This window comes from Phaeovulum veldkampii DSM 11550, assembly GCF_003034995.1.
GTDB classification, from domain to species: domain Bacteria; phylum Pseudomonadota; class Alphaproteobacteria; order Rhodobacterales; family Rhodobacteraceae; genus Phaeovulum; species Phaeovulum veldkampii.
The window spans coordinates 75,938-100,340 of the sequence record NZ_PZKF01000009.1; the positions used below are offsets into that span (position 1 = coordinate 75,938).

At 65.0% G+C, this 24,403-nt stretch carries 25 protein-coding genes; 16 read left to right on the top strand and 9 right to left on the bottom strand.

The features are described 5' to 3' along the window. Window positions 1–17 precede the first annotated feature (17 nt). Together rpoZ and folK are read right to left on the bottom strand one after the other, a co-directional pair. Window positions 18–371: a DNA-directed RNA polymerase subunit omega gene (rpoZ, locus tag C5F46_RS05700; protein WP_107324397.1), complete on the bottom strand. Its 354-nt coding sequence runs from the start codon at window positions 369–371 to the stop codon at window positions 18–20. A 37-nt stretch (window positions 372–408) separates the two neighbouring features. Further along, complete coding sequence (gene folK, locus C5F46_RS05705) at window positions 409–1,056, bottom strand: 2-amino-4-hydroxy-6-hydroxymethyldihydropteridine diphosphokinase (protein ID WP_235820092.1); 648 nt, start codon at window positions 1,054–1,056, stop codon at window positions 409–411. A gap of 116 nt (window positions 1,057–1,172) precedes the next feature. On the opposite strand from folK, the gene C5F46_RS05710 reads away from it, so the two are divergent. The 5 genes from C5F46_RS05710 (at window position 1,173) to recO (ending at window position 4,556) form a co-directional block, all read left to right on the top strand. Then, window positions 1,173–1,745 (top strand): LabA-like NYN domain-containing protein, encoded by a 573-nt coding sequence (locus tag C5F46_RS05710; RefSeq protein WP_107324398.1) that lies wholly within the window; start codon window positions 1,173–1,175, stop codon window positions 1,743–1,745. 120 nt (window positions 1,746–1,865) lie between these two features. Further along, window positions 1,866–2,816 carry a 4-hydroxy-3-methylbut-2-enyl diphosphate reductase gene (ispH, locus tag C5F46_RS05715; protein WP_107324399.1) on the top strand — a complete coding sequence of 317 codons (951 nt, stop codon included), beginning with the start codon at window positions 1,866–1,868 and terminating at the stop codon, window positions 2,814–2,816. Next, window positions 2,813–3,268: a DUF3429 domain-containing protein gene (locus tag C5F46_RS05720; protein ID WP_107324400.1), complete on the top strand. Its 456-nt coding sequence runs from the start codon at window positions 2,813–2,815 to the stop codon at window positions 3,266–3,268. Before ispH ends, C5F46_RS05720 begins: the two co-directional genes overlap by 4 nt. Before the next feature lie 3 nt (window positions 3,269–3,271). Then, window positions 3,272–3,736, top strand: a complete 465-nt coding sequence (gene rnhA, locus C5F46_RS05725; protein ID WP_107324401.1) for a ribonuclease HI — start codon at window positions 3,272–3,274, stop codon at window positions 3,734–3,736. Between the two features lie 97 nt (window positions 3,737–3,833). Beyond that, window positions 3,834–4,556 carry a DNA repair protein RecO gene (recO, locus tag C5F46_RS05730; protein ID WP_107324402.1) on the top strand — a complete coding sequence of 241 codons (723 nt, stop codon included), beginning with the start codon at window positions 3,834–3,836 and terminating at the stop codon, window positions 4,554–4,556. A gap of 48 nt (window positions 4,557–4,604) precedes the next feature. Here the strand turns inward: recO and C5F46_RS05735 are convergent, their stop codons facing one another. Next, complete coding sequence (locus C5F46_RS05735) at window positions 4,605–6,278, bottom strand: acyl-CoA dehydrogenase family protein (protein ID WP_107324403.1); 1,674 nt, start codon at window positions 6,276–6,278, stop codon at window positions 4,605–4,607. Window positions 6,279–6,456: 178 nt separating this feature from the next. On the opposite strand from C5F46_RS05735, the gene dapE reads away from it, so the two are divergent. Together dapE and rnr are read left to right on the top strand one after the other, a co-directional pair. Continuing rightward, window positions 6,457–7,608: a succinyl-diaminopimelate desuccinylase gene (gene dapE, locus C5F46_RS05740; protein WP_107324404.1), complete on the top strand. Its 1,152-nt coding sequence runs from the start codon at window positions 6,457–6,459 to the stop codon at window positions 7,606–7,608. A gap of 51 nt (window positions 7,609–7,659) precedes the next feature. Continuing rightward, entirely contained in the window at window positions 7,660–9,915 is a 2,256-nt protein-coding gene (gene rnr, locus C5F46_RS05745) for a ribonuclease R (protein ID WP_107324405.1), read from the top strand. 106 nt (window positions 9,916–10,021) lie between these two features. On the opposite strand, the gene C5F46_RS05750 is transcribed toward rnr, so the two are convergent. Further along, window positions 10,022–11,620 carry a phosphoenolpyruvate carboxykinase gene (locus tag C5F46_RS05750; RefSeq protein WP_107324406.1) on the bottom strand — a complete coding sequence of 533 codons (1,599 nt, stop codon included), beginning with the start codon at window positions 11,618–11,620 and terminating at the stop codon, window positions 10,022–10,024. A gap of 334 nt (window positions 11,621–11,954) precedes the next feature. On the opposite strand from C5F46_RS05750, the gene C5F46_RS05755 reads away from it, so the two are divergent. Genes C5F46_RS05755 through C5F46_RS05780 form a run of 6 tightly spaced genes read left to right on the top strand, consistent with a single transcriptional unit; the run spans window position 11,955 to window position 16,419 of the window. Continuing rightward, window positions 11,955–12,656, top strand: a complete 702-nt coding sequence (locus C5F46_RS05755; protein WP_107324407.1) for a response regulator transcription factor — start codon at window positions 11,955–11,957, stop codon at window positions 12,654–12,656. Continuing rightward, window positions 12,653–14,371: a sensor histidine kinase gene (locus C5F46_RS05760; protein ID WP_107324408.1), complete on the top strand. Its 1,719-nt coding sequence runs from the start codon at window positions 12,653–12,655 to the stop codon at window positions 14,369–14,371. The genes C5F46_RS05755 and C5F46_RS05760 overlap by 4 nt, the downstream gene beginning before the upstream one ends. Further along, entirely contained in the window at window positions 14,368–14,808 is a 441-nt protein-coding gene (locus C5F46_RS05765) for an HPr kinase/phosphorylase (RefSeq protein WP_268935648.1), read from the top strand. The genes C5F46_RS05760 and C5F46_RS05765 overlap by 4 nt, the downstream gene beginning before the upstream one ends. Next, window positions 14,805–15,752 (top strand): RNase adapter RapZ, encoded by a 948-nt coding sequence (gene rapZ, locus C5F46_RS05770; protein ID WP_235820093.1) that lies wholly within the window; start codon window positions 14,805–14,807, stop codon window positions 15,750–15,752. The genes C5F46_RS05765 and rapZ overlap by 4 nt, the downstream gene beginning before the upstream one ends. Then, window positions 15,749–16,150 (top strand): PTS sugar transporter subunit IIA, encoded by a 402-nt coding sequence (locus tag C5F46_RS05775; protein WP_107324409.1) that lies wholly within the window; start codon window positions 15,749–15,751, stop codon window positions 16,148–16,150. Before rapZ ends, C5F46_RS05775 begins: the two co-directional genes overlap by 4 nt. After that, window positions 16,147–16,419 (top strand): HPr family phosphocarrier protein, encoded by a 273-nt coding sequence (locus tag C5F46_RS05780; RefSeq protein ID WP_107324410.1) that lies wholly within the window; start codon window positions 16,147–16,149, stop codon window positions 16,417–16,419. Before C5F46_RS05775 ends, C5F46_RS05780 begins: the two co-directional genes overlap by 4 nt. A gap of 2 nt (window positions 16,420–16,421) precedes the next feature. On the opposite strand, the gene C5F46_RS05785 is transcribed toward C5F46_RS05780, so the two are convergent. The 5 genes from C5F46_RS05785 to C5F46_RS05805 all read right to left on the bottom strand — a co-directional run bounded on the left by C5F46_RS05785 (window position 16,422) and on the right by C5F46_RS05805 (window position 20,751). Beyond that, window positions 16,422–17,297 (bottom strand): 3-hydroxybutyryl-CoA dehydrogenase, encoded by an 876-nt coding sequence (locus C5F46_RS05785; RefSeq protein ID WP_107324424.1) that lies wholly within the window; start codon window positions 17,295–17,297, stop codon window positions 16,422–16,424. A gap of 128 nt (window positions 17,298–17,425) precedes the next feature. After that, window positions 17,426–18,352, bottom strand: coding sequence for an electron transfer flavoprotein subunit alpha/FixB family protein (locus C5F46_RS05790; RefSeq protein ID WP_107324411.1), 927 nt, complete (start codon window positions 18,350–18,352; stop codon window positions 17,426–17,428). Further along, a complete protein-coding gene (locus C5F46_RS05795; protein ID WP_107324412.1) occupies window positions 18,352–19,113 on the bottom strand; it encodes an electron transfer flavoprotein subunit beta/FixA family protein in 762 nt (253 codons plus the stop codon). The genes C5F46_RS05790 and C5F46_RS05795 overlap by 1 nt, the downstream gene beginning before the upstream one ends. Before the next feature lie 158 nt (window positions 19,114–19,271). Next, window positions 19,272–19,844, bottom strand: coding sequence for a cob(I)yrinic acid a,c-diamide adenosyltransferase (locus C5F46_RS05800; protein ID WP_107324425.1), 573 nt, complete (start codon window positions 19,842–19,844; stop codon window positions 19,272–19,274). A 76-nt stretch (window positions 19,845–19,920) separates the two neighbouring features. Beyond that, window positions 19,921–20,751, bottom strand: a complete 831-nt coding sequence (locus C5F46_RS05805) for an SDR family NAD(P)-dependent oxidoreductase (protein WP_107324413.1) — start codon at window positions 20,749–20,751, stop codon at window positions 19,921–19,923. A 74-nt stretch (window positions 20,752–20,825) separates the two neighbouring features. On the opposite strand from C5F46_RS05805, the gene C5F46_RS05810 reads away from it, so the two are divergent. The 3 genes from C5F46_RS05810 to C5F46_RS05820 all read left to right on the top strand — a co-directional run. Continuing rightward, the gene (locus C5F46_RS05810; protein WP_168796774.1) at window positions 20,826–21,872 is read left to right on the top strand and encodes an ATP-grasp fold amidoligase family protein; all 1,047 of its coding nucleotides are present in this window, start codon (window positions 20,826–20,828) and stop codon (window positions 21,870–21,872) included. After that, window positions 21,869–24,121, top strand: coding sequence for a DNA topoisomerase IV subunit A (parC, locus tag C5F46_RS05815; protein ID WP_107324415.1), 2,253 nt, complete (start codon window positions 21,869–21,871; stop codon window positions 24,119–24,121). Before C5F46_RS05810 ends, parC begins: the two co-directional genes overlap by 4 nt. Before the next feature lie 117 nt (window positions 24,122–24,238). Further along, window positions 24,239–24,403: GTP-binding protein (locus tag C5F46_RS05820; protein ID WP_235820095.1), on the top strand; the 165-nt coding region annotated here is incomplete at its 3' end.

Below are 24,403 nucleotides of genomic sequence, written 5' to 3' on the forward strand. Positions count from 1 at the left end.
CCGTGCCCGGTCTTTGCCTAGTCGCGGCCCTGCGCATCCATCAGGGCACGCAGCATGCGCTCTTCGCTCATGTCGTCGTCGCGCGGGCGATCAACCTCGCCCGACATCAGCATCGCCATCGAGTCATCCTCGGGCTCGTCCACCTCGATCTGGGTCTGGTTGCTCTCGATCATCCGCTCGCGCAGATCGTCGGCCAGTTGGGTTTCGTCGGCGATTTCGCGCAGCGCAACGACCGGGTTCTTGTCATTGTCGCGGTCGATCGTGATCGGCGAGCCGGCAGCGATCTCGCGGGCGCGATGGGCTGCAAGCATGACCAGTTCGAACCGGTTCGGAACCTTGTCAACGCAATCTTCAACCGTCACGCGGGCCATCGGCAACTCCAGTCCGAAAAGATGTGGAACCGCCTATCTATGCGCTCGTGTTTCCCTTGACAAGCATCGAATCCCCATTAGCCGGGGCGCAGATCGGGCTTAGCGCCGCTTTTTCCGCTGCGGGCAAGGCCGCAAGCATCTCGGCCACGCTTTGCCCCAGCATGGGGTGGCGCCAGCGCGGGGCGATTTCGAAAAGGGGAATCAGCACAAAGGCCCTCTCGGCCAGCCGCGGATGGGGCAAGATCAGCGTTTCGGGGGCAAGGCGGGCCTGATCGGTCGGAGGCAGGGCGATCCACTGTGCCAATGTGGCCGCGTCTGGGGCGATAGTGTCGCCCATCGCCAGCAGGTCAAGGTCAAGCCCGCGTGCCGCCCATCGGGTGCTGCGGTTCCGGCCAAAGGCCACCTCGACCCGGTGCAGCGCCGCCAGAACCTCGGCGGGGGTCAGGTCTGCGGTTTGCAGCCGCGCGCAGGCGTTCACATAATCCGGCCCCGACCCCGCCGGATAGGCCGGGCTGCGGTGAAACCGGCTGACCGCGACGATACCGAACCCCTCGCGCACCAGCGCCGCCAGCGCCGCAACCAGCGTTTGCGCAACCGTGCGGCCCGGCCCCGGCAGGTTGCCCCCCAGCGCGATCAGCGCCGTGGTTCTGTCCATTTCGACAGTATACTTTTCGGCAGATTTCATTTTCCGGACATTATCCTGTAGTGTTGCGGCAGACAGACGCACCCCGGCGGTTTTTTTCAAGTTTCCCTTTGCGATCAGCCGCCAGAACCCAGCGGGATTTATGAGAGGGTCTTTTGATGTTTTACAAGGACGAACGGCTGGCGCTGTTCATTGACGGATCGAACCTCTACGCAGCGGCCAAGGCGCTTGGATTTGACATAGATTACAAGCTTCTGCGCCAGGAATTCGAGCGTCGCGGCAAGTTGCTGCGAGCCTTTTACTACACCGCGCTGCTGGAGAATGAGGAATATTCCCCAATACGCCCGCTGGTCGACTGGCTGAACTACAACGGCTACGCGATGGTCACCAAACCGGCCAAGGAGTACACTGATTCGCTTGGCCGCCGGAAGGTCAAGGGCAACATGGACATCGAACTGGCCGTCGATGCGATGGAACTTGCCCCTCGGCTTGATCATGCGGTGCTGTTTTCGGGCGACGGCGATTTCCGGCCGCTGGTGGAAAGCCTGCAACGGCAGGGGGTGCGGGTTTCAGTTGTCTCGACCATTCGCAGCCAGCCGCCGATGATCGCCGATGAATTGCGCCGTCAGGCCGACAATTTCATCGAACTTGATGCCCTGCGCGACGTGATCGGCCGCCCTCCACGCGATCCGCGCCCCGAGCCGATCGAGCCGGGTGCCACCGACGCCTGACCACAGGCCCCGGCCCTGCGCGGGCCGGGGCGTCGTCTGGTCACGGGCATCGGGGGCTGGACGGATCGGGCCTCTGGGCTTACCTCTCGAAGGGCGTAGCGCAGACGACAGGACGGACCGATGCCCAAACCCCCGCTGACCCTTTACCTCGCCGCCCCGCGTGGCTTTTGCGCCGGCGTTGACCGCGCGATCCGCATCGTCGAAATGGCGCTGGAGAAATGGGGCGCCCCTGTCTATGTGCGCCATGAGATCGTGCACAACAAATTCGTGGTGGACAGCCTGGCCGCCAAGGGCGCGGTCTTTGTCGAGGAACTGGACGACTGCCCCAATGACCGCCCGGTGGTGTTTTCGGCTCACGGCGTGCCGAAATCGGTCCCCGAGGAGGCCGAGCGGCGCAAAATGATTGCCGTCGATGCCACCTGCCCGCTGGTGACCAAGGTCCATCTGGAGGCCGCGCGCCACCACGAGGAGGGCCTGCAAATGGTGATGATCGGCCATGCCGGTCACCCCGAAACCGTGGGCACCATAGGCCAGTTGCCCGAGGGGGAGGTGCTGCTGATCGAGACGGTCGAAGATGTGGCCCGGCTGCAACCGCGCGACCCGTCGAAGCTGGCCTTCATCACCCAGACCACGCTGTCGGTCGATGACACCAAGGACATCGTCGCCGCACTCGAAACCCGTTTCCCCGGCATCTCGGGTCCCTCGCGCGAAGACATCTGCTACGCCACCACCAACCGGCAGGCCGCAGTCAAGGCGATCGCACCAAAAATCGACGCGCTTGTGGTGATCGGGGCGCCGAATTCCTCGAATTCACGCCGCCTGGTTGAGGTGGGCCGCGCCGCGGGCTGCCCGAACGCGCAGCTCGTGCAGCGCGCCGCCGATATCGACTGGCCCGCGCTCGATGGCGCGCGCTGCGTGGGGGTGACCGCGGGCGCCAGCGCCCCCGAGATTTTGGTGAACGAGGTGGTCGATGCCTTCCGCGCCCGCTACGAGGTCACGCTCGATGTGGTCGAAACCACCCGCGAGGCCGTCGAATTCAAGGTGCCACGCATATTGAGGGAACCCGCATGAACAATCGCATACCGCTGTCAGCCCTGGTTCTGGGCGCCTCTGGTCTCATTCCGTTTCTCTGGGGCGTGGCCTCGATGGTCGCCCCGCCGCCTGCGGGGATCGGCCTTGAGCCGCTTGGCTCAGCCTATCTGGGCGCCGAGGTCATCGTCAACTGGGGCAAGGTCATTCTTGCCTTCATGTCCGGTGTTCTGTGGGGCTTTGCCACCCGCGCCCAAGGCTGGCGTGCGGTTCTGGGCTATGCGGTCTCGGTCATTCCGGCGATCTGGGTCTTCTTCATGCCCGGCGATGGGTTGGCGGGGGATGCGCTGGCGTTGCTGGCCGGCTTTGTGGGCCTTCTGGCGCTGGATTGGGCCTTCGCTTGGGCAGGTCTGGCGCCCGCCTGGTGGATGCGGCTGCGCATCGGCCTGACGGCGGTGGTCGCGGCCTGCCTGCTGCCCGTCGTGCTGGGCTGACCGGTGGAGCTGCACGCCTGGACGGATGGCGCCTGCTCCGGCAACCCTGGCCCCGGCGGCTGGGGTGTGCTGGTGCGCGCGATGGAAGGCGCAACCGTTGTCAAGCAGCGCGAGCTGTCGGGCGGCGAGGCCGAGACGACGAACAACCGGATGGAACTTCTGGCCGCGATCAATGCGCTTGAGGCGCTGACGCGGCCCAGTGACATCACCATCACCACCGATTCGGCCTATGTGAAGAATGGGGTTACCGCCTGGATTCATGGCTGGAAGAAGAACGGCTGGAAAACCGCCGACCGCAAGCCGGTCAAGAACGTGGATCTGTGGCTGCGCCTTGATGCCGCGCAGGCACGCCACACGGTGCGCTGGCACTGGATCAAGGGCCACGCCGGCCACGCCGAAAACGAACGCGCCGACGAACTCGCCCGTGCCGGGATGGCCCCCTTCAAACCCGCCCGCGCCGCCCGCTGACCTTTCCCCTTCATCTTGGCCCAAATATCCCCCGCGGAGCGTTCTGCCGGTTGTGCCGGTCGATCCTGCCGGGGATAGTGCGCCAGCAGGGGGCGGAATGGACTGGCGCGACGAAGGCACAATCCTGGCGGTGCGGGGGCATGGCGAAACCTCGGCCATCATTGAGGTGTTCACCGCAGCCCATGGCCGCCATGCGGGCGTGGTGCGCGGCGGCGCCTCGCGCAAAATGGCTGCCGTGCTGCAACCGGGCAGTCGCGTGGCGCTGGTCTGGCACGCGCGGCTCCAAGACCACATCGGCAGCTTCACCGTAGAGCCTGTGGTCAGCCGCGCGGGCGTTTTGGGCGATCGTCTGGCGCTGGCGGGACTGAATGCGGTCTGTGCGCTGTTGTCCTTTGCGCTGCCCGAACGCGAGCCACACCCAAGCCTCCAGTCCGCCTCCGAGGGGCTGTTTGATGCGCTCTCCACCGCAGCACCCGGCTGGCCGCTGGCCTATCTGCGCTGGGAACTGTTGCTGCTTGAAGAACTGGGCTACGGGCTTGACCTGACCCGCTGCGCTGTGACTGGCAGCCGGGACGATCTGGCCCATGTCAGCCCGCGCACCGGCCGTGCCGTCAGCCGCGCAGGCGCGGGGGATTGGGCCAGCCGGCTGCTGCCGTTGCCCGAATGCCTGTTGGGGCAGGGGCCTGCCAGCCCGGCCGATCTGGCCGCCGGGCTGATCACCACAGGGTATTTTCTGGAACACCGCCTAGCCCCCGATCTGGGCGACAGGCCATTGCCCGCGGCACGCGCACGGCTGGTGGCTATGCTGGGGCGGATGTGAAACGGGCGGCCCCTTGGGCCGCCCGGCTCCCGGTTTTGGGGCGGGGCGTCAGCCCCGGCTGTCCAGCATCCGCCGCGCGATCACCTGCGCCTGAATCTCGGCCGCACCCTCAAAGATGTTGAGGATCCGCGCATCGCACAGGATGCGGCTGATCTGATATTCCAGCGCAAAACCATTGCCGCCGTGAATCTGCAGCGCATTGTCGGCGCAGGCCCAGGCCACGCGGGCGCCCAGCAACTTGGCCATGCCCGCCTCCAGATCGCAGCGCTTGTCATGGTCTTTCTGCCAGGCGCTGAAGTAGGTCAGTTGCCGGGCGATCATGATTTCCACCGCCATCATCGCCAGCTTGCCCGCCACGCGCGGAAACTCGATCAGCGATTTGCCGAACTGCTTGCGGTCTTCGGCATAGCGCATGCCCGACTCCAGCGCCGATTGCGCGACACCCACGGCGCGCGCGGCGGTCTGGATGCGGGCCGATTCGAAGGTCTGCATCAGTTGCTTGAAGCCCTGGCCCTCGACCCCGCCCAGCAGGTTTTCACCCTTCACGCGGAAGCCGTCAAAGCCCAGCTCGTATTCCTTCATGCCGCGATAGCCCAGCACCTCGATCTCGCCACCGGTCATGCCGGGGGTGGGGAAGGGGGCGTCATCGGTGCCCGGCGTCTTTTCCGCCAGGAACATCGACAGGCCGCGATAGTCTGTGGTGGCGGGGTCGGTGCGGGCCAGAAGCGTCATCACATGGGTGCGCGCGGCGTGGGTGATCCAGGTCTTGTTGCCGGTCACCACCCAATCGTCGCCCTCCTTCACCGCGCGGGTGCGCAGGGCGCCCAGATCCGAGCCGGTGTTGGGTTCGGTGAAGACCGCGGTGGGCAGGATATCGCCCGAGGCCAGCGCGGGCAGCCATTTCGCCTTTTGCTCCGGCGTGCCACCGCACAGGATCAATTCGGCCGCAATCTCGGACCGGGTGCCCAGTGACCCCACGCCGATATAGCCGCGCGACAGTTCTTCCGACACCACGACCATCGAGGCTTTGGTCAGGCCAAGCCCGCCGAATTCTTCGGGAATAGTCAGGCCGAACACGCCCAGATCCGCCAGTTCGCGGATGATCTCCATCGGGATCAGCTCGTCCTTGAGGTGCCAGTCATGGGCGAAGGGCACCACCTTGTCGTCGGCAAAGCGGCGGAACTGATCGCGGATCATTTCCAGCTCTTCGTCCAGCCCACTGGCGCCAAAGGTGGCGCGGCCGTGGTTGTCGCGCATCAGTGCGACCAGACGGGCGCGGGCGGCGGGGGTGTTACCGCAGGCGATCAGTGTCGCGGCAGCTTCGCTCGGCTCCCAGCTTTGGGCAAGGTCCGACAGGCGGGCAGTTTCGTTCTGGCTCATCGGGATGCCGCCGGCGATCTGTGCCAGATATTCGCCAAAACCGATCTGCAACAGCAGGCTTTCCATTTCGCCAAACTGCCCGGCCTCTGCCAGACGGCCCGCCCAAGCGCGCAACTGCGCCAGTGCCTCGTTGTAGGTGGCAAGCCACGACAGGGCATGGGCGGCGAACTGCTCGGCCTCAAGGGCAGCACCCGAGATGCGGCCACCTTCGGTAACACGCGCGGCGAGTGCGGCAGTTGCAGCCTCGGTCAGCGCGGCAACTTCGGGCAGGGTGGCCTCGGTCAGGGCCAGAAGATCGGAAAGAACAGCGGTTTTCGGCATGACGGCCCCATCGTGCGGCATGAATCGGTCTCCCTTCGGCAGATCGCCCGTGCTTAGGGCTTTCGCAGTTGCAGCGCAATTAAAATTCGCGATGGTTGCTGTGGGCGAAGCAATCTGTCGTGGCCATTCTGGCCCTGCGTGGCGATTGCGTCGGGCGGGCGGCGGGGGTATCGCTGGCGCAACCATGACGGAGCCTGCGATGACTTTTGCCCCCCTTGACCCCGTGCGCCTGACTGCCGACCTGATCCGCTGCCCTTCTGTCACGCCCGCAGAGGGCGGGGCGCTGGTGCTGTTGCAGTCTGTTCTGAAGGGCGCGGGGTTCGATTGCCAACGGGTCGATCGCAACGGCATCCCCAACCTGTTCGCGCGCTGGGGCGAAAAGGGCGCGGCAAAGACGTTTGGCTTCAACGGCCATACCGATGTGGTGCCGGTGGGCGATGCCGCGGCCTGGACGCATGACCCGTTCGGCGCCGAGATTGTCGATGGCTGGCTGTGGGGCCGCGGCGCCACCGACATGAAATCTGGCGTGGCGGCCTTTGTCGCGGCGGCGGTGGATTTCGTGACACAGACCCCGCCCGATGGGGCCGTGATCCTCACCATCACCGGTGACGAGGAAGGCGCGGGCCGAGATGGCACCCGCGCGATCCTTGACTGGATGGAGGCGCAGGGCGAGGCGATGAGCGTGTGTCTGGTCGGCGAGCCGACCTGCCCCGACACCCTGGGCGACATGATGAAGATCGGTCGCCGCGGGTCGATGACCGGCTATTTCACCGCCGAAGGCGTGCAGGGCCATTCGGCCTATCCGCACCGCGCGAAAAACCCGCTGCACGCGCTGGTGGCGCTGCTGGACCGGCTGACGGAATGGCCGCTGGATGGTGGCACCGCGCATTTCGATGCCTCGACGTTGCAGATCACGACGATTGATTGCGGCAACCCCGCCAATAATGTGATCCCGGCGCGCGCGAGTGCCACGGTGAACATCCGCTTCAACGATGCACATACCGGAAACAGCCTGTCGGATTGGCTGGCCACCCATGCCGAGGCGGTAGAGACCGAAACCGGCGTGAAGATCGGTCTGCGCTGCGAGATTTCAGGAGAAAGTTTCGTCACCCCGCCGGGCGATTTCGTGGCGCTGGTGGCCGATGCGGTGCAGGCCGAAACCGGCCGGCGGCCCGATCTGTCCACCTCGGGCGGCACCTCGGATGCGCGCTTTGTCAAAAACCATTGCCCGGTGGTGGAATTCGGGCTGGTGGGGCGCACGATGCATCAGGTTGATGAACGGGTCGAGTTGGCGCAGATTGCGGCGTTGAAGGCGGTCTACGGGCGCATTCTGGCCCGCTACTTTGCCTGACCCGCGGGGATTGCCGGTGACGGCGCCCCGCGCGCATGATACCTCTGGATCATGACCCAGATCCCTACCAAACAGCAGATCCTCGACTGGCTGGCCGACCACCCCGGCGAAAGCTCCAAACGTGACATCGCCAAGGCCTTCGGCATCAAGGGCGCGGCCCGGATCGAATTGAAGCGGCTTTTGAAAGAACTGGAGGCCAGTGGCGCGGTTGCGCGCCGCCGTCGCAGCTTCCGCGAGGCCGACAAGCTGCCACCGGTGTCGCTGCTGTCGGTCTTGCCACCCGATGCCGCGGGCGATCTGTTTGCCACGCCGCTGGAATGGCAGGGCGAAGGCGCCGCGCCGCGGGTGCTGTTCGTGCCCGGCAAGGATGACCCGGCGCTGGCGCCGGGTGACCGCATATTGGCGCGCGTGGCCGAGGTGGCGGGCGAGGATCATGCCTACACCGCCCGGCTGATCCGCCGGATCGGGCAGGCCGCACACCGGATCGTGGGCATCTTTCGCAAATCGGCTGAAGGCGGCCGGATCACCCCCATCGACAAGGGCGAAGACCGCGAATGGCGGGTGACCGCCGACGCCGCCAATGACGCGCGCGACGGCGAACTGGTCGAGGCCGAACAGGTTGGGCCAAAGCGGATGGGCCTGCCCAATGCCCGCATCATTGCGCGGCTGGGCGACCCCAGTGCGCCGCGGGCGGTGTCGCTGATTGCCATTCACCAGCACGGCATCCCCGACGATTTCCCCGATGCCGTGATCGCCGAGGCCGATGGCATGGTCCATGCCGGGCTGGAGGACCGCGAAGACCTGCGCGGCCTGGCCTTTGTCACCATCGACCCGTCTGACGCGCGCGATCACGATGACGCCTGTTTTGCGCAGCCCGACGATGACCCGAAGAACCCCGGCGGGCATATCCTGTGGGTGGCCATTGCCGATGTGGCGCATTATGTCCGCCCCGGCTCGGCGCTGGACCGCGAGGCCCGCAAGCGCGGCAATTCCACCTATTTTCCCGATCGTGTGGTGCCGATGCTGCCCGACCGGCTTTCGGGCGATCTGTGCAGCCTGCACGAGGGCGTGCCGCGGCCCTGCCTTGCCGTGCGCATGAAGCTGGATGCGGCGGGCAACAAGCTGTCGCATCGCTTTACCCGCGGTCTGATGAAGTCGGGCGCAAGTCTGACCTATGAAGAGGTGCAGGCCGCGCGCGACGGCAGCCCCACCCCCCGCTGCGCCGAAATGATGGACGAGGTCATCGCGCCGCTTTACGCCGCGTGGCAAGCGCTGGACGCTGCGCGCAAGATCCGCCAGCCGCTGGATCTGGACCTGCCCGAACGGCGGATCGTGCTGGGTGACGATGGCAAGGTGCAATCGGTGCGGTTCCGCGAGCGGCTGGATGCACACAAGCTGATCGAGGAATTCATGGTGCTGGCCAATGTGGCCGCCGCCGAAGAGTTGGAGCGCCTGCGCCGCCCACTGCTGTATCGGGTGCACGAAGAACCCAGCCCTGAAAAGCTGGATGCGCTGCGCGAGGTGGCGCAGGCCTCGGGCTTTACGCTGGCCAAGGGGCAGGTGCTGAAGACCGCGCATCTGAACCGGCTGCTGGCGCAGGCCGAGGGGACCGAGTTCGACGAATTGCTGAACATCACCACGCTGCGGTCGATGACGCAGGCCTATTATCACCCGGCAAATCTGGGCCATTTCGGGCTGGCGTTGCGATCTTATGCCCATTTCACCTCGCCCATTCGGCGCTATTCCGACCTGATCGTGCATCGCGCGCTGATCGCAGGGCATGGCTGGGGCAAGGATGGGCTGTCGGCCAACGATATCGAAACGCTGGAGGAGACCGCGCAGCACATCTCGGACACCGAGCGGCGCAGTATGGCGGCCGAGCGCGATACGACAGACCGGTATCTGGCCGCCTATCTGTCGGACCGGATCGGCAGCGAATTTGCAGGGCGGATCAGCGGTGTGCAGCGGTTTGGCGTGTTCGTGAAGCTGGAGGAGACCGGCGCCGACGGCCTGATCCCGATCCGCGAGATCGGGCGCGAGTTCTTTCACTATGACCGCGAGGCGCAAACGCTGATCGGGTCTGAAACAGGCGCGGTGGTTTCGGTGGGCTTGCGGGTGACGGTGCGGCTGGCCGAGGCGGTGCCGATGACCGGCGGGCTGATGCTGGAACTGCTGGAGATCGAGGGGCAGGCGCCCTCGGCGCCGCGCCACGGCAAGGGGCCGCGCAGGGGGAGCCGCAAGCTGGCGGCGCTGAAGGCGAAAGAACGGGGCGTGGCGCGGAAGGTTCGCCGGACGCGGCGCGACTGAGGCCGGAGCGGGGGCTGTCTGCCCCCGCACCCCCGAGGATATTTGAACCAAGATGAATGAAAAGGCCGGGGTCTTGCCCCGGCCCTTGTTGGTTCTTTCCGGCAGATCAGCCGATCGCGGCGGCCTTCACGTCATCGTCGATGAAGGGCAGATACTGGGCGAAGTTCTTGGCGAACATCTCGACCAGTTTTCTGGCCTGGGCGTCATAGGCAGCCGTGTCGGCCCAGGTCGCGCGCGGGTCGAGCAGGGTGGTATCCACGCCCGGCACCGTGACCGGAACTTCGAAGCCGAAGTTCGAATCCTTGCGGAAGGTGGCGTCGTTCAGCGAGCCGTCGAGTGCCGCTGTCAGCAGCGCGCGGGTAGCCTTGATCGGCATCCGCTTGCCGATGCCGTAGGCGCCGCCGGTCCAGCCGGTGTTTACAAGCCAGCAGGTCGAGCCGTGATTGGCGATCTTTTTGCGCAGCAGATTGCCATAAACCTCGGGACGGCGCGGCATGAAGGGGGCGCCGAAGCAGGTGGAGAAGGTCGGGATCGGCTCGACCACGCCAACTTCGGTGCCCGGTGTCTTGGCGGTGAAGCCAGACAGGAAGTGATACATCGCCTGCGCGGGGGTCAGCCGCGAGATCGGCGGCAGCACGCCGTAGGCGTCGCAGGTCAGCATGATCACGTTGCGCGGATGGCCGCCCAGCGAGCTTTCGGAGGCGTTCGAGATATAGGGCAGCGGATAGGCGCAGCGGGTGTTTTCGGTCAGGCTGGTGTCGGCGAAGTCGAGGTCAAGCGTTTCGGCGTCGAACACCATGTTTTCCACGACGGTCGCGAATTTCGACGTGGTGGCATAGATTTCGGGCTCAGCCTCGGCCGAGAGGTTGATCGTCTTGGCGTAGCAGCCGCCTTCGAAGTTGAAGGTGCCCTTGTCCGACCAGCCGTGTTCGTCATCGCCGATGAGCACGCGCGAGCTGTCGGCCGACAGCGTGGTCTTGCCGGTGCCCGACAGGCCGAAGAAGATTGCGGTGTCGCCGGTATCGCCGATGGCGTGGTTGGCCGAGCAGTGCATCGCCATGATGCCCTTGCCGGGAAGGATGTAGTTCAAGAGCGTAAAGACCGATTTCTTGATCTCGCCCGCATAGGCGGTATTGCCGATCAGGATCAGTTTTTTCTGGAAGTTCAGTGCGATCACGGTTTCGGTGCGGCAGCCGTGGCGGGCCGGATCGGCCTTGAAGCTGGGGCAGTTGATGATCGTGAATTCGGGGAAGAAGCCGTCAAGCTCGGCGCGACCCGGGCGACGCAGCAGGTGGCGGCTGAACAGCGCGTGCCAGGCCATCTCGGTCACGACGCGCACATCAAGCCGGTGTTCGGGATCGGCGCCAGCATAAAGGTCGGACACATAAAAGTCGCGACCAGCCATATGGGCGAGCATGTCGGCATGCAGTTGGTCAAACGCCGCGGGCGCCATCGGGGTGTTGTTTTCCCACCAGATCGTTTCCTCGACCTCGGGGGTGCGGACCACGAACTTGTCCTTGGGCGAGCGGCCGGTGTGCTTGCCGGTGGAGCAGTAGAACGCCCCGCCCTTGCCAAGCGTGCCTTCGCCGCGTTTCACCGCCGCTTCGACCAGCGCGGGTTCGATCAGGTTGTAATAGACATTGCCCAGGCCAATGATGCCCTGATCTTCCAGGCGGTTTGCCGGGTTCACACGTCCAATGATCATCTGCAAGCTCCCGATGCCGATCTCGGCGGTTCGAAGGGTCTGTCCCGGCACCCCGGACAGAGGGGGAGCCGATCCCGGCGGGGCCGCCGAGATGCGCGCCCTATATCATGTCAGATTGATGAAGGAACAGCAGGGTTGCCGTAGTTAGCGCAACCATTGGCGGTTTAGCGCAATCAGCACCGAAAGGTGAGGCAAATTAGTCAAACCTTCGGATTTTTCGAGCGGCATGATTCGGAACCGGAGCCGAGTCGAGCATCTGAGATTGATTCCCAAACCCGGAAAGCGGAGTATGATTGAAAACAACAAGTTTAACGGCAGATGAGGGATACAGGACATGTCGCGAATTGCGCTGGTCGATGATGACAGAAACATTCTGACCTCTGTCGCCATGGCACTGGAGGCAGAGGGGTTTGAGGTCGAAACCTACACCGATGGCCAATCGGCGCTGGATGCATTCAACAAGCGGCTGCCGGATATGGCAGTGCTGGATATCAAGATGCCGCGCATGGACGGGATGGACCTGTTGCAGCGCTTGCGACAGCGCACCACGATGCCGGTGATCTTTCTGACCTCCAAGGATGACGAGATCGACGAGGTTCTGGGCCTGCGGATGGGCGCGGATGACTATGTCAAAAAGCCATTTTCGCAGCGCTTGCTGGTAGAGCGCATCCGCGCGCTGCTGCGCCGTCAGGAAGTGATCGCCACGGGCGAAGTGGCCGCGACGGAAGAAAACAAGGTGATTGTGCGTGGCGCCCTGACGATGGACCCGCTGCGTCATGCGGTGACCTGGAAGGGCCAGGACGTGACGCTGACGGTAACCGAGTTTCTGCTGCTCAAGGCGCTGGCGCAGCGGCCCGGATTTGTCAAAAGCCGCGATCAGTTGATGGATGTGGCTTACGACGATCAGGTCTATGTCGATGACCGCACCATCGACAGCCACATCAAGCGCCTGGGCAAGAAGATGCGGATGGCCGATGACAGCTTCTCGGCGATCGAGACGCTTTATGGAATCGGCTACCGTTACAACGAAGAATGAAGTTTCTTCGCCGAAAAGGTTCTGCCCGACCCAGATCCGCCGGAACCGGCGTGGTGATCGGTGAGGATTGGGTTGCCCCCGAGGAAACCGTGGATGCCACCCTGCGCACCCTGCGCAGCAAGCGGGGCGTGGTTGTACTGAACCGGTCGCCGCTGGCGCGCAAGATCATCACCTTCAATCTGCTGGCCATGGTCGTTCTGGTGGCGGGGATCTTGTATCTCAACCCGTTCCGCGAGTCGCTTGTGCTGCAACGCGAGGCCGGACTGATCGCCGAGGCAAAACTGTTGGCTCAGGTGATCGAGATGCAGGTGGGCGGCACCGATGCCGCGCCTGCCGAGGTGGACGAGGCGGGGGCGGTGCTGGCCCGGCTTGCGCGCCCGGCCACGACCGACATTTTTGTGTTTGATCTGCAGGGCGCGCTGGTTGCCTCGACGCTGGGTCAGCCCCGCCCGACGCCCGAGACCATCGAGGCGCTGCGGGTTGACAACCGCTCGACCATGCTTACGGATTTTCTCGATCATGTCTGGGGCGGGCTGTCGCGGCTGTTTGGGGCCGCGCCGCCGCCAGTCCGTCAGATCGCCCCGCAGGATCTGCTGCGCCCGCTTTTGCCGGCGACGCTGGCGGGCAAACCGCAGGTGTCGTCTGACTGCAAGATGTGCGAGACGCCAGTCTTTGCGGTTGCGGCCCCGATCCTGCGCAATGGGGCGGTGATCGGCGCCATCGGTCTGAGTGACGAGGCTCTTGAGATCGAACAGCTGGTGCAGGTCGAGCGTGAGCAGGTGCTTCAGGTCTTTGTGATCGCGGTCATCGTGTCGATCGGTCTCTCGCTCGTTCTGGCCTCGACCATAGCCAATCCGCTGTCGGAACTGGCCGCGGCAGCCGAGATCGGCCGCGACCGGAATTCGCGCATGGTGGCGCCGGGTCGGGTGCGCATACCCGATCTGACCGCGCGGCCCGACGAGATCGGGCGGTTGTCGGATGCGCTACGCGGAATGGTGACCGCGCTTTACGACCGGATCGACGCGAACGAACAATTCGCCGCCGACGTGGCGCATGAGATCAAGAACCCGCTGGCCAGCCTACGGTCGGCGGTGTCGTCGTTGCGGATCTCCCCGCGCGAGGATCATCGGCTGAAACTGCTGGACATCATCGAGCACGACGTGCGCAGGCTCGACCGTCTGGTCAGCGACATTGCCAATGCGTCCCGGCTGGATAGCGAACTGGTGAAAGAGCAGGAAGAGAGCTTTGATCTGACCGTCATGCTTGGCAACCTGTCTGGCTATCTGGGCTCGCAGGCGCGCGACAGGGGGATCGAATTCATCACCGACGTGCCGCCCGGCCCGATCCAGATTCAGGGGCTTGAGGCGCGGTTGGCGCAGGTGTTCGTCAACCTGATCACCAATGCGATTTCCTTTTGCAACAAGGGTGATGCGGTGCGCGTTTGGGTTCGCAAGCGCGAGAACCGCGTGCTGGTGGTGGTCGAAGATACCGGCCCCGGCATTCCCGAACAGGCGCTGGCAAAGATTTTCAAACGCTTCTATTCCGAACGTCCGCCGGGGCAATTTGGCGAGCATTCGGGGCTGGGGCTGGCGATTTCCAAGCAGATCGTCGAGGCGCATGGTGGCGTGATCTGGGCCGAGAACATCCGCGCTGTCGGCGCCGACGCAAGCTCGGCTCCGCTGGGCGCACGCTTTGTGGTGGGCCTTCCGGTTTGACCGGTGTCGCGGGGCAGCCGGCCGGGCAGTTGATCCATGCCAGCACAGTTGCCGTCGAGCGCCGGGCGGTGATGATTCTGGGCGCTGCTGGGGCGGGGAAATCTGCGCTGGCGCTGGAACTGATGGCCCTCGGGGCCGATCTGGTGGCCGACGACCAGAGCTTGCTGTGGCTGCGGAATGATCGGCTGATGGCGCGGGCACCCGCGCCGATCTTTGGCCAGATCGAGGCGCGGGGGCTGGGTATCCTCCGCGCCGCCGCGGTGCCCGAGGCCGAGGTGGTTCTGGCTGTCGATCTGGACCAGGACGAGACAGAGCGGCTGCCGCCGCAGCGTCACACTGTTCTTTTGGATAGGCCAATTCCCCTTGTGCTGCGGGTGCGAAGGCGCCATTTTGCGTCGGCGGTGTTGCAATATCTCAAGGCAGGTCGGGTGGCGTGAACGCAGGTCAGTCAGAGCGGAGCGGGGCGGCAGGACTGGCCCAACGGGTCGTTCTGGTGACCGGGCCGTCAGGGGCTGGCCGTTCAACCGCGATCGCGGCGCTGGAAGATCTGGGCTACGAGGCGATCGACAACCTGCCGCTCAGCCTTGTGCCGCGCTTGCTGGATGGCCCGCCGCTGGGCCACCCGGTGGCCTTGGGGGTCGACGTGCGCAATCGCGAATTCACCGCTGCTGGCCTGATCGAGGCGATCGACAGGCTGGGCTGTGTGCCGGAACTGGCGCTGGAGGTGCTGTATCTTGATTGCAGCCCCGAGGAGTTGGAGCGGCGCTACAGCGAAACACGCCGCCGTCACCCCTTGGCGCTGGCCGAGTCACCCGCCAAGGGTATCGCGCAGGAAATCGACCTGCTGGCGCCGATCCGGGTACGCGCCGATGTGCTGATCGACACGACAGGCATGAGCGTTCACGAAGCGCGGGCCGAGATCGGGCGCTGGTTCGGGCAGGAGGCCGGGCAGCGGCTGGCAGTGTCCTTGCACAGCTTTTCCTATAAGCGGGGGGTGCCGCGGGGGCTCGACATGATGTTTGATTGTCGCTTTCTGGCCAACCCGCATTGGGAGCCAGCGCTGCGGCCGCTTGACGGGCGCGATGCCTCGGTTGCGGCTTATGTGGCCGCCGACCCGCGCCATGACGGCTTCATCGCCCGCCTGCGCGACCTGATCCTGTTCCTGCTGCCCGCGCAGGTCGAGGAAGGCAAAAGTCATCTGGCAATCGGCTTTGGCTGCACCGGGGGGCAGCACCGATCTGTTTCCGTCACGGAAAAGATGGCGCTGGTGCTTGCAGAGGCGGGGTGGCAGGTGTCTAAACGACATCGGGAACTGGAGCGGCGAGGCGCGGCGCAGCCGCCGCAGGCCCCGGTGGAAACCAAGGTAGGAAACGGCGCGTGATCGGGATCGTGATCGTGGCACATGGGGGGCTTGCGCGCGAATATCTCGCCGCGGTCGAACATGTCGTGGGGCCACAAAACGGCATCCGCGCGATCACCATTGAAGAAGACCACAACCGCGCCGCCAAACAGGCCGAGATTGCCGACGCCGCCGATGCCGTGGATACCGGCGACGGGGTGGTGGTGGTCACCGACATGTTCGGAGGCTCGCCCTCCAACCTCAGCCTGCTGGCCTGTGCCTCGTGCGACCGGCAGATCATCTATGGCGCCAACCTGCCGTTGCTGATCAAACTGGCCAAGTCGCGCAACCTGCGGGTGGGCGCTGCCGTCGCCGCGGCGCTGGAAGCCGGGCGCAAATATATCGACAGCTATTCGGCCAGCGGGACAGACCGAACATGACCAGCACGCGCACGCTTCGCATCATCAATGAAAAGGGCCTGCACGCCCGTGCTTCGGCCCGGTTCGTCGAGGTGGTCGAGGCGCATGATGCCCGCGCTGAGGTGGAGAAGGACGGGATGCGTGTGTCAGGGGATTCGATCATGGGCCTTTTGATGCTGGCGGCATCCAAGGGCACTTCGGTTGAACTGCGCACCTCGGGTGCCGAGGCCGACCGATTGGCCGACGCGCTGGAGGCGCTGGTGGCCAACCGCTTTGGTGAGGATTTTTAGCCTCAGCGCGTCGGCACCGGGGTTTCGCCGCGATAGTCGTAAAACCCGCGGCCGGCCTTGCGGCCAAGCCATCCGGCCTCGACATATTTCGTCAGCAGCGGGCACGGGCGATATTTGGTGTCCGCCAGCCCATCATGCAGCACGTTCATGATCGCAAGGCAGGTATCCAGCCCGATGAAATCGGCCAGCTCCAGCGGCCCCATCGGGTGATTGGCGCCCAGTTTCAACGCCTCGTCGATGGATTTGACCGACCCCACGCCTTCATAAAGCGTATAGACCGCTTCGTTGATCATCGGCATCAGGATGCGGTTTACGATGAAGGCGGGGAAGTCTTCGGCGCTGGCGGCGGTCTTGCCCAGCCGTTCGACCACGCCCAGCAGGGTTTGGTAGGTTTCGGCATCGGTGGCGATGCCGCGGATCAGTTCGACCAGTTGCATCACCGGCACCGGGTTCATGAAATGGAAACCCATGAACTTTTCCGGCCGGTCGGTGCGCGAGGCCAGCCGTGTGATCGAGATCGACGAGGTGTTCGAGGTCAGGATCGTGGTCGGTTTCAGATGCGGCAGCAGGTCTTCAAAGATCGCCTGTTTCACGGTTTCGCGTTCGGTCGCAGCCTCGATCACCAGATCGGTCTGGCCCAGATCGGCCAGCTTCAGCGTGGTTCGGATGCGCCCTAGCGCCGCCGCCTTGACCTCGGCCGTGATCTTGCCGCGTGACACTTGCCGTTCCATGTTGCGGTCGATCAGGGCCACCGCATTATCCAGCGCGTCTTGTCCGATGTCGGTTATCAGCACGTCATAGCCGGCAAGGGCGAAGACATGTGCAATGCCGTTGCCCATCTGGCCCGCACCGACGATGCCCACTGACTGAATGTCCATTTCCGCCCCCATCAATCTGTCGGCCTGACCATATGCGGCGCCGGGGCCGCGGCGCAAGCCGTAAGGCAGGCCGTGAAATGATCAAGGCCCGCCGGGGGCGGGCCTTGTGGGTCATGCTGTCTGCCGGGTCACAGCTTGCCGGTCAGTTCCGGCACGGCGGTAAAGAGGTCGGCCACAAGGCCATAGTCGGCGACCTGGAAGATCGGCGCCTCTTCGTCCTTGTTGATTGCGACGATGACCTTCGAATCCTTCATCCCGGCAAGGTGCTGGATCGCGCCCGAGATGCCGACAGCCACATACAGATCCGGCGCCACGACCTTGCCGGTCTGGCCCACCTGCCAGTCGTTCGGGGCATAGCCCGAATCGACCGCCGCACGGCTGGCGCCCACTGCGGCGCCCAGCTTGTCGGCCAGCGCCTCGATGATCGCAAAGCTGTCTTCCGAGCCGACGCCGCGCCCGCCCGACACCACGATCTTGGCCGAGGTCAGTTCGGGCCGGTCCGAGGCCGCCACCTTGTCTTCGACCCAGATCGACAGGTCGGGGTTGGCAACCGCCGCCGCAGCCTCGACCGCCGCCGCGCCGCCAGCGCCCGCCGCCTCAAAGCTGGCGGTGCGGATCGTGGCTACCTTGACCGGATCGGCGGATTTGACCGTCTGGATCGCGTTGCCGGCGTAGATCGGGCGCTCGAACGTGTCGGCATCGACCACGGCGGTCACATCCGATAGCACCATCACATCCAGCAGCGCGGCGACGCGCGGCAGCACGTTCTTGGCGCTGGCGGTCGAGGGGCCGATGATATGGGTAAAGCCCGGCGCCAGCGCCACGACCAGCGCCGCCAGCGGCTCGGCCAGGGCATGGGCATAGGCGGCGTCATCGGCCACCAGAACCCGTGCTACGCCATCGAGTTTCGCCGCCGCTTCGGCGGCCGCGCCCACACCCTGACCCGCAACCAGCACGGTCACAGGACCCAGGGCCTTGACGGCGCTGAGGGTTTTCGCGGTGGCATCGGTTGCCAGCGTGGCGCCGTGAACCTCGGCAAGAAGAAGAACGGCCATCAGATCACCCCCGCTTCGTCTTTGAGTTTCGCAATCAGCTCATCGACCGAGCCGACCTTGACGCCCGCCTTGCGGCCCGCAGGTTCGGCGGTTTTCACCACGGTCAGCCGCGGCGTCACGTCCACGCCATAATCGCCGGCGGTCTTTTCATCGAGCGGCTTTTTCTTGGCCTTCATGATGTTGGGAAGGCTGGCATAGCGCGGCTCGTTCAGGCGCAGGTCGGCGGTGATGATCGCGGGCAGCTTGACGCTGATGGTTTGCAGACCGCCGTCCACCTCGCGGGTGACCTTGGCCTGATCGCCCTCGATCGTGATTTCCGAGGCAAAGGCCGCCTGGCTCCAGCCCAGCAACGCGGCCAGCATCTGCCCCGTTGCGTTCATGTCATTGTCGATCGCCTGTTTTCCGGCGATCACCAGCCCCGGCTGTTCTTCGGCCACGACCTTTGCCAGCAGCTTGGCCACCGCCAGCGGTTCGATATCCTGATGGATGTCGGAGGTGGCCTCGATCAGGATCGCGCGATCCGCGCCCATCGCCAGCGCGGTGCGCAGCGTTTCGGCGGCCTGCTTGACGCCGATCGACACCACGACCACCTCGGCGGCAGCGCCCTTTTCGCGCAGGCGGATCGCTTCTTCTACCGCGATCTCGTCGAACGGGTTCATCGACATCTTGACGTTGGCAAGATCGACCCCGCTACCGTCCGCCTTCACACGGACCTTCACGTTGTAGTCGATCACGCGCTTAACAGGCACCAAAACCTTCATTGGCGAGCGTCTCCCTTGGCATTTCGCCCCCGGTTCCGGGGGCCGGTTCGGATGTTCGGTAATTTTGTTACCCGTTCGGGCGCGTCAAGGACAGAAGAAAATCGACGCGCTGCAGCACGGCAACGCCACGTCGCGGCCCCGCGCCTATCACCTGCCCCTCAGCGGTTTGCGCCGGGCACCCACAGCACATCGGCGCGGCCATCGTCATTGGCCATGCGCGCGGCGACAAACAGCCAGTCGGACAGGCGGTTGAGATATTTCACCGCTGCCTCGTTGACCGATTCCATTGTGGCCAGTTCCACTGTGCAGCGTTCGGCACGGCGTGCCACGGTGCGGGCCATGTGCAGATGGGTGGCCAGCGCCGAGCCGCCGGGCAGGATGAAGCTGCGCAGCGGCTCCAGCCGGGCGATCATGGCGTCGATTTCCGCTTCCAGCCGCGTCACCTGCGCCTCGGTCACGCGCAGCACCGGGTAGCCGGCGGTGGCGTCGCTTTCCATCTCGGGGCGGGCAAGGTCGGCGCCAAGGTCGAACAGGTCGTTTTGAATCCGGGCCAGCCCCGCGTCGAAATCGCCAGACGCATGCAGCCGCGCCATGCCCAGCACCGCATTGGTTTCATCGACGGTGCCATAGGCGGTGACGCGGGTCGAATGTTTGGCCACGCGGGCGCCATTGGCCAGCGCGGTTTCGCCCGCGTCGCCGGTTTTCGTGTAGATGCGGTTCAGAACGACCATTTCCAGCCCTTTCATGCAATGCTTGCGGCCCATCTAGGCGGGGCGGTGACAAAAGCGAGCCTTTTTCAGCCCGTGTTCACCCCTTGGCCACTATCCAGTCCAGTGCGCGGGTGGGCAAAAGCCGTCGGGCGACCCCCATCAGATGCGTCGGCGCGGTGACGTAATAGCGCGCCCGTGGCGTCGGGCTTTCCAGCGCGTGGATCAGCTTTTCGGTGACGGCCGACGGCGGCAGTTGCCAGCGGTCGGGCTGGCCCGGTTCATAAAGACGTTTCAGCAGGCTGGCCCGGTATTGGTCTGCCCGCGGGCTGGCCTGCCAGTTCACCCAGCGTTCGAAATGCGGGATCGAATTGGCGCGGATGCGGGTGCCGATCGGCCCCGGCTCGATCAGGATCACCTTGATCGGCGTGTCCGACATTTCCAGCCGCAACACGTCGGTCAGGCCCTCCAGCGCGAATTTTGTGGCGACATAGGCGCCGCGCCAACGGATGCCCACCAGCCCCAGAACCGAAGAACAGTTGACGATCCGCCCCGCCCTCTGCGCCCGCATCAGCGGGATGATCTGGCGCGTCAGATCGTGCAGGCCGATCAGGTTGACCTCGAATATCTCGCGCAGGGCGCCCGGCGGCAGGTCTTCGACGGCGCCGGGGCAGGCGTGGGCGGCATTGTTGAACAGCGCGTCGATCTGCCCGCCGGTGCGCGCAACCGCCTCGGCTACGCCGGCAGCGATGCTGTCGGGGCTGGCCAGATCAAGCGGAAAGCTCTCCAGCCCCTCGGCTTGCAGGCGCGCGCAATCGTCGGGTTTGCGGCAGGTGGCCAGCACGCGCCAGCCGCGCCGCGCCAACCCATGCGCCGCGTCGTAGCCAATGCCCGACGAACAGCCGGTGATCAGGATGGTGCGCTGTGGCATGACGGCTCCGTCCGGGTTGCGCGGTCGCGATGTTTCAGCGTATCGCTGAGGCAATTGCAAGACCCCGAGGCACCATGACCCCTTCCGCCGCCGCGCTGATTGCCAAGGTAGGACTTCGCCGGTTGGTGGCGCGGGCGCTGTTTGCCCCTCTGCGCGATCGGGGCGAACGGCAGCGGCGGGTTCACCAATTCACTTTTGCCAGTGAGGCCGAGGCCGTCGCCTATCCGTTCGCGCGCGGTCACGGCAGATTGCCGGATTTCGCAGCCCCGACCTTGCTGCCCGAAAAGGTGCGCTGGACGTTTCTGCACCACCCCAACCCGCTGATGTCGCTGGTGTCGGACAAGATCGCGGTGCGCGATTATCTGGCGCTGCGCGGTGCGCTGATCCAGCCGCCTGATCTGATCGCCACCGGCCACGACCCCGAGGCGATCCTGACCCTTGATCTGCCCGAACGCTTTGTGTTGAAGGCCTCCAATTCCTGCGGGGCAAACCATGTCCACCCTGGCCCCAATCCGCCCGACCGTGGGTCGTTGCGCGATCTGCTGGTCCGCTGGCGTGACGAGGATCACTGGCGCAGGCATGGTGAACTGTTCTACCGCGCGATCCCGTGGCGCTTTCTGGTCGAGGAATATCTGCCCTCGGACCGTCGGCGGCTGGAATACAAGATCATGTGTTTTCATGGCGAACCGCAGTTCATCTCGGCCATTGCGCAGCGCGGCCCCGGCGGTCTTTCCCGCTCGGTTCATCTGCCTGACTGGTCGGCGGCGGGATTTGGCACCCGCGGTCTTGGCGTCAGCCCCGAGCCGGTGCCGCGCCCGGATCAGCTCGGGTTTCTGCTGGACGAGGCGCGCCGCCTTTCGGCAGACTTGATGCATGTCCGGGTGGATATCCTGCATTACAACGACAGGCTGTCTTTTTCGGAGCTGACCCTTTCCAATGCCGCTGCCCGGCATCCGATTGACCCGCCCGAGGCTGCGCTTTGGCTGGGCAGCCTGATTGATTTGTCGCGCGCCGCCGAATACGAGGCGCTTGGCCGCAAGATAGCCGCCGATCTTGGCTGGCCACCGGTGCCGAATGGCGGTGGAAATCTGCGCAGCCACGGGCTATCAGCCGAGACATGACCGAACCGAGCGATGATCTTTCCCCCGCGCCCAATACTGTATCGGAGCCGCTGAGCCGTGCCATCGGCGAGCGGTATCTGACCTATGCGCTGTCCACCATCATGCACCGCGCGCTGCCCGATGCGCGCGACGGGCTGAAGCCGGTTCACCGGCGCATCCTGTTTGCGATGCGCGAGCTGAGGCTGTCGCCCAGCGGGGGCTTTCGCAAATCGGCCAAGATTTCGGGCGATGTGATGGGCAACTATCACCCGCATGGCGACGCTGCGATCTATGACGCGATGGCGCGGCTCGCACAGCCCTTTGCCATGCGCTACCCGCTGGTGGACGGGCAGGGCAACTTTGGCAATATCGACGGCGACAACCCTGCCGCCAGCCGCTATACCGAGGCCCGCCTGACGGCGGCTGCCGAGGCGCTGCTGGAGGGGCTGGCCGAAAACGCGGTCGATTTCCGGCCCAACTACGATGGCACGCTGGAAGAGCCGATCGTTCTTCCCGCGGCCTTCCCCAACCTGCTGGCCAATGGCGCCAGCGGCATCGCGGTGGGGATGGCCACGAACATTCCGCCGCATAACATGGATGAGTTGATCGGCGCCTGCCTGCATCTGATTCAGAAGCCCGACACCTCGGACGAAAACCTTGTGGCGCTGATCCCCGGCCCCGACTTCCCGACCGGCGGCGTGATCGTGGAGCCGCGGGAGAGTATTCTTGAGGCCTATCGCACCGGTCGTGGCGCCTTTCGGCTGCGCGCGCGCTGGCAGGTCGAAGACCTTGGCCGCGGCACCTGGCAGATCGTCGTGACCGAGATCCCCTATCAGGTGCAGAAGTCCAAGCTGATCGAGCGGCTGGCGGAACTGATCCAGACGAAAAAGGTGCCGGCTCTCGCCGATGTTCGCGACGAATCCGCCGATGATGTGCGCATCGTGCTGGAGCCGCGCGCGCGGACGGTCGACCCGGAGATGTTGATGGGGATGCTGTTCCGCAACTCGGATCTGGAGATCCGGTTCAGCCTGAACATGAACGTGCTGATCGACGGGCGCGTGCCCAGGGTCTGCTCGCTGCGCGAGGTGTTGCGCGCCTTCCTCGACCACCGGCGCGAGGTTCTGATTCGCCGCAGCCAGCACCGGCTGGACAAGATCGCCGCGAGGCTGGAGGTGCTGGACGGCTATATCATCGCCTATCTCAACCTCGACCGGGTGATCGCGATCATCCGCACCGAGGATGACCCAAAGGTCGCGCTGATCGCCGAGGACTGGGGCGGCGGCGTGTTCCTGACCGAGCCGCAGGCCGAGGCGATCCTGAACATGCGGCTGCGCGCCCTGCGTCGGCTGGAGGAAATGGAACTGCGCGCCGAACGCGACCGGCTTTTGGCCGAGCGGGCCGATCTGACCGGGCTTCTGGCGGATGAGGCCGGCCAGTGGAAGCGCATCGGCGACCAGTTGCGCGAGGTGCGCCGCGCCTTTGGCAAGGACGCTCCCGGTGGCGCGCGGCGAACCGGCTTTGCCGAGGCGGGCGTGGTCGAGGAGGTGCCGATCGAGGCGATGATCGAGCGTGAGCCGATCACCGTGATCTGTTCCAGGATGGGCTGGGTGCGGGCGATGAAGGGGCACCAGCCGCTGGGCGCCGAGATCAAGTTCAAGGATGGCGACGGCCCGCGATTCGTGCTGCATGCAGAAACCATCGACCGGATTTTGGTGGTGGGCACCAACGGGCGCTTTTACACGTTGCTGGGCGCCAACCTGCCCGGCGGGCGCGGCATGGGCGAGCCGGTGCGGCTGATGGTCGATCTGCCGAACGAGGCCGAGATCGCCGATCTGGTGATCTTCCGTCCGGGTGAGAAATTCCTTGTCGCCTCGTCGGATGGTGACGGGTTCGTGGTGGCGGCCGAGGAATTGCTGGCGCAGACGCGGGCGGGCAAACAGGTGCTGAACCTTCGCGACGGTGGGCGGACCGCCGTGTGTCGCGCGGTGGCGGGCGATCATGTGGCCGTTGTGGGCGAAAACCGCAAGCTTTTGGTCTTTGCGCTGGAGGAACTGCCTGAAATGGCGCGCGGCAAGGGCGTTCGGCTGCAGAAATACAAGGATGGCGGGTTGTCGGATGCGATAACCTTCCGTCTGACCGAGGGGCTGATGTGGAAAGACCCTGCCGGCCGCACCAGGACCGAACCTGACCTGACCGAATGGCTTGCAAAACGGGCCACCGCGGGCCGGATGGCGCCACGCGGTTTCCCCCGCGACAACCGCTTCACCTGACTGGGGCGGCGCGTTTGCCGGTGCAAGCGGGCTTGATTTTTCGGCCCCGACCCAATAGGGAACGCCCGAAGTTGAATCGGGCCTTTCTCGGCCCCCTAATCCAGAGGCGCCCGCGACATGGCAAAGGCAAAGTTTGAACGGACGAAACCGCACGTCAACATCGGCACGATTGGGCACGTTGACCACGGCAAGACGACGCTGACGGCAGCGATCACGAAGTATTTTGGTGAATTCCGGGCCTACGACCAGATCGACGGCGCTCCGGAAGAGCGTGCGCGGGGG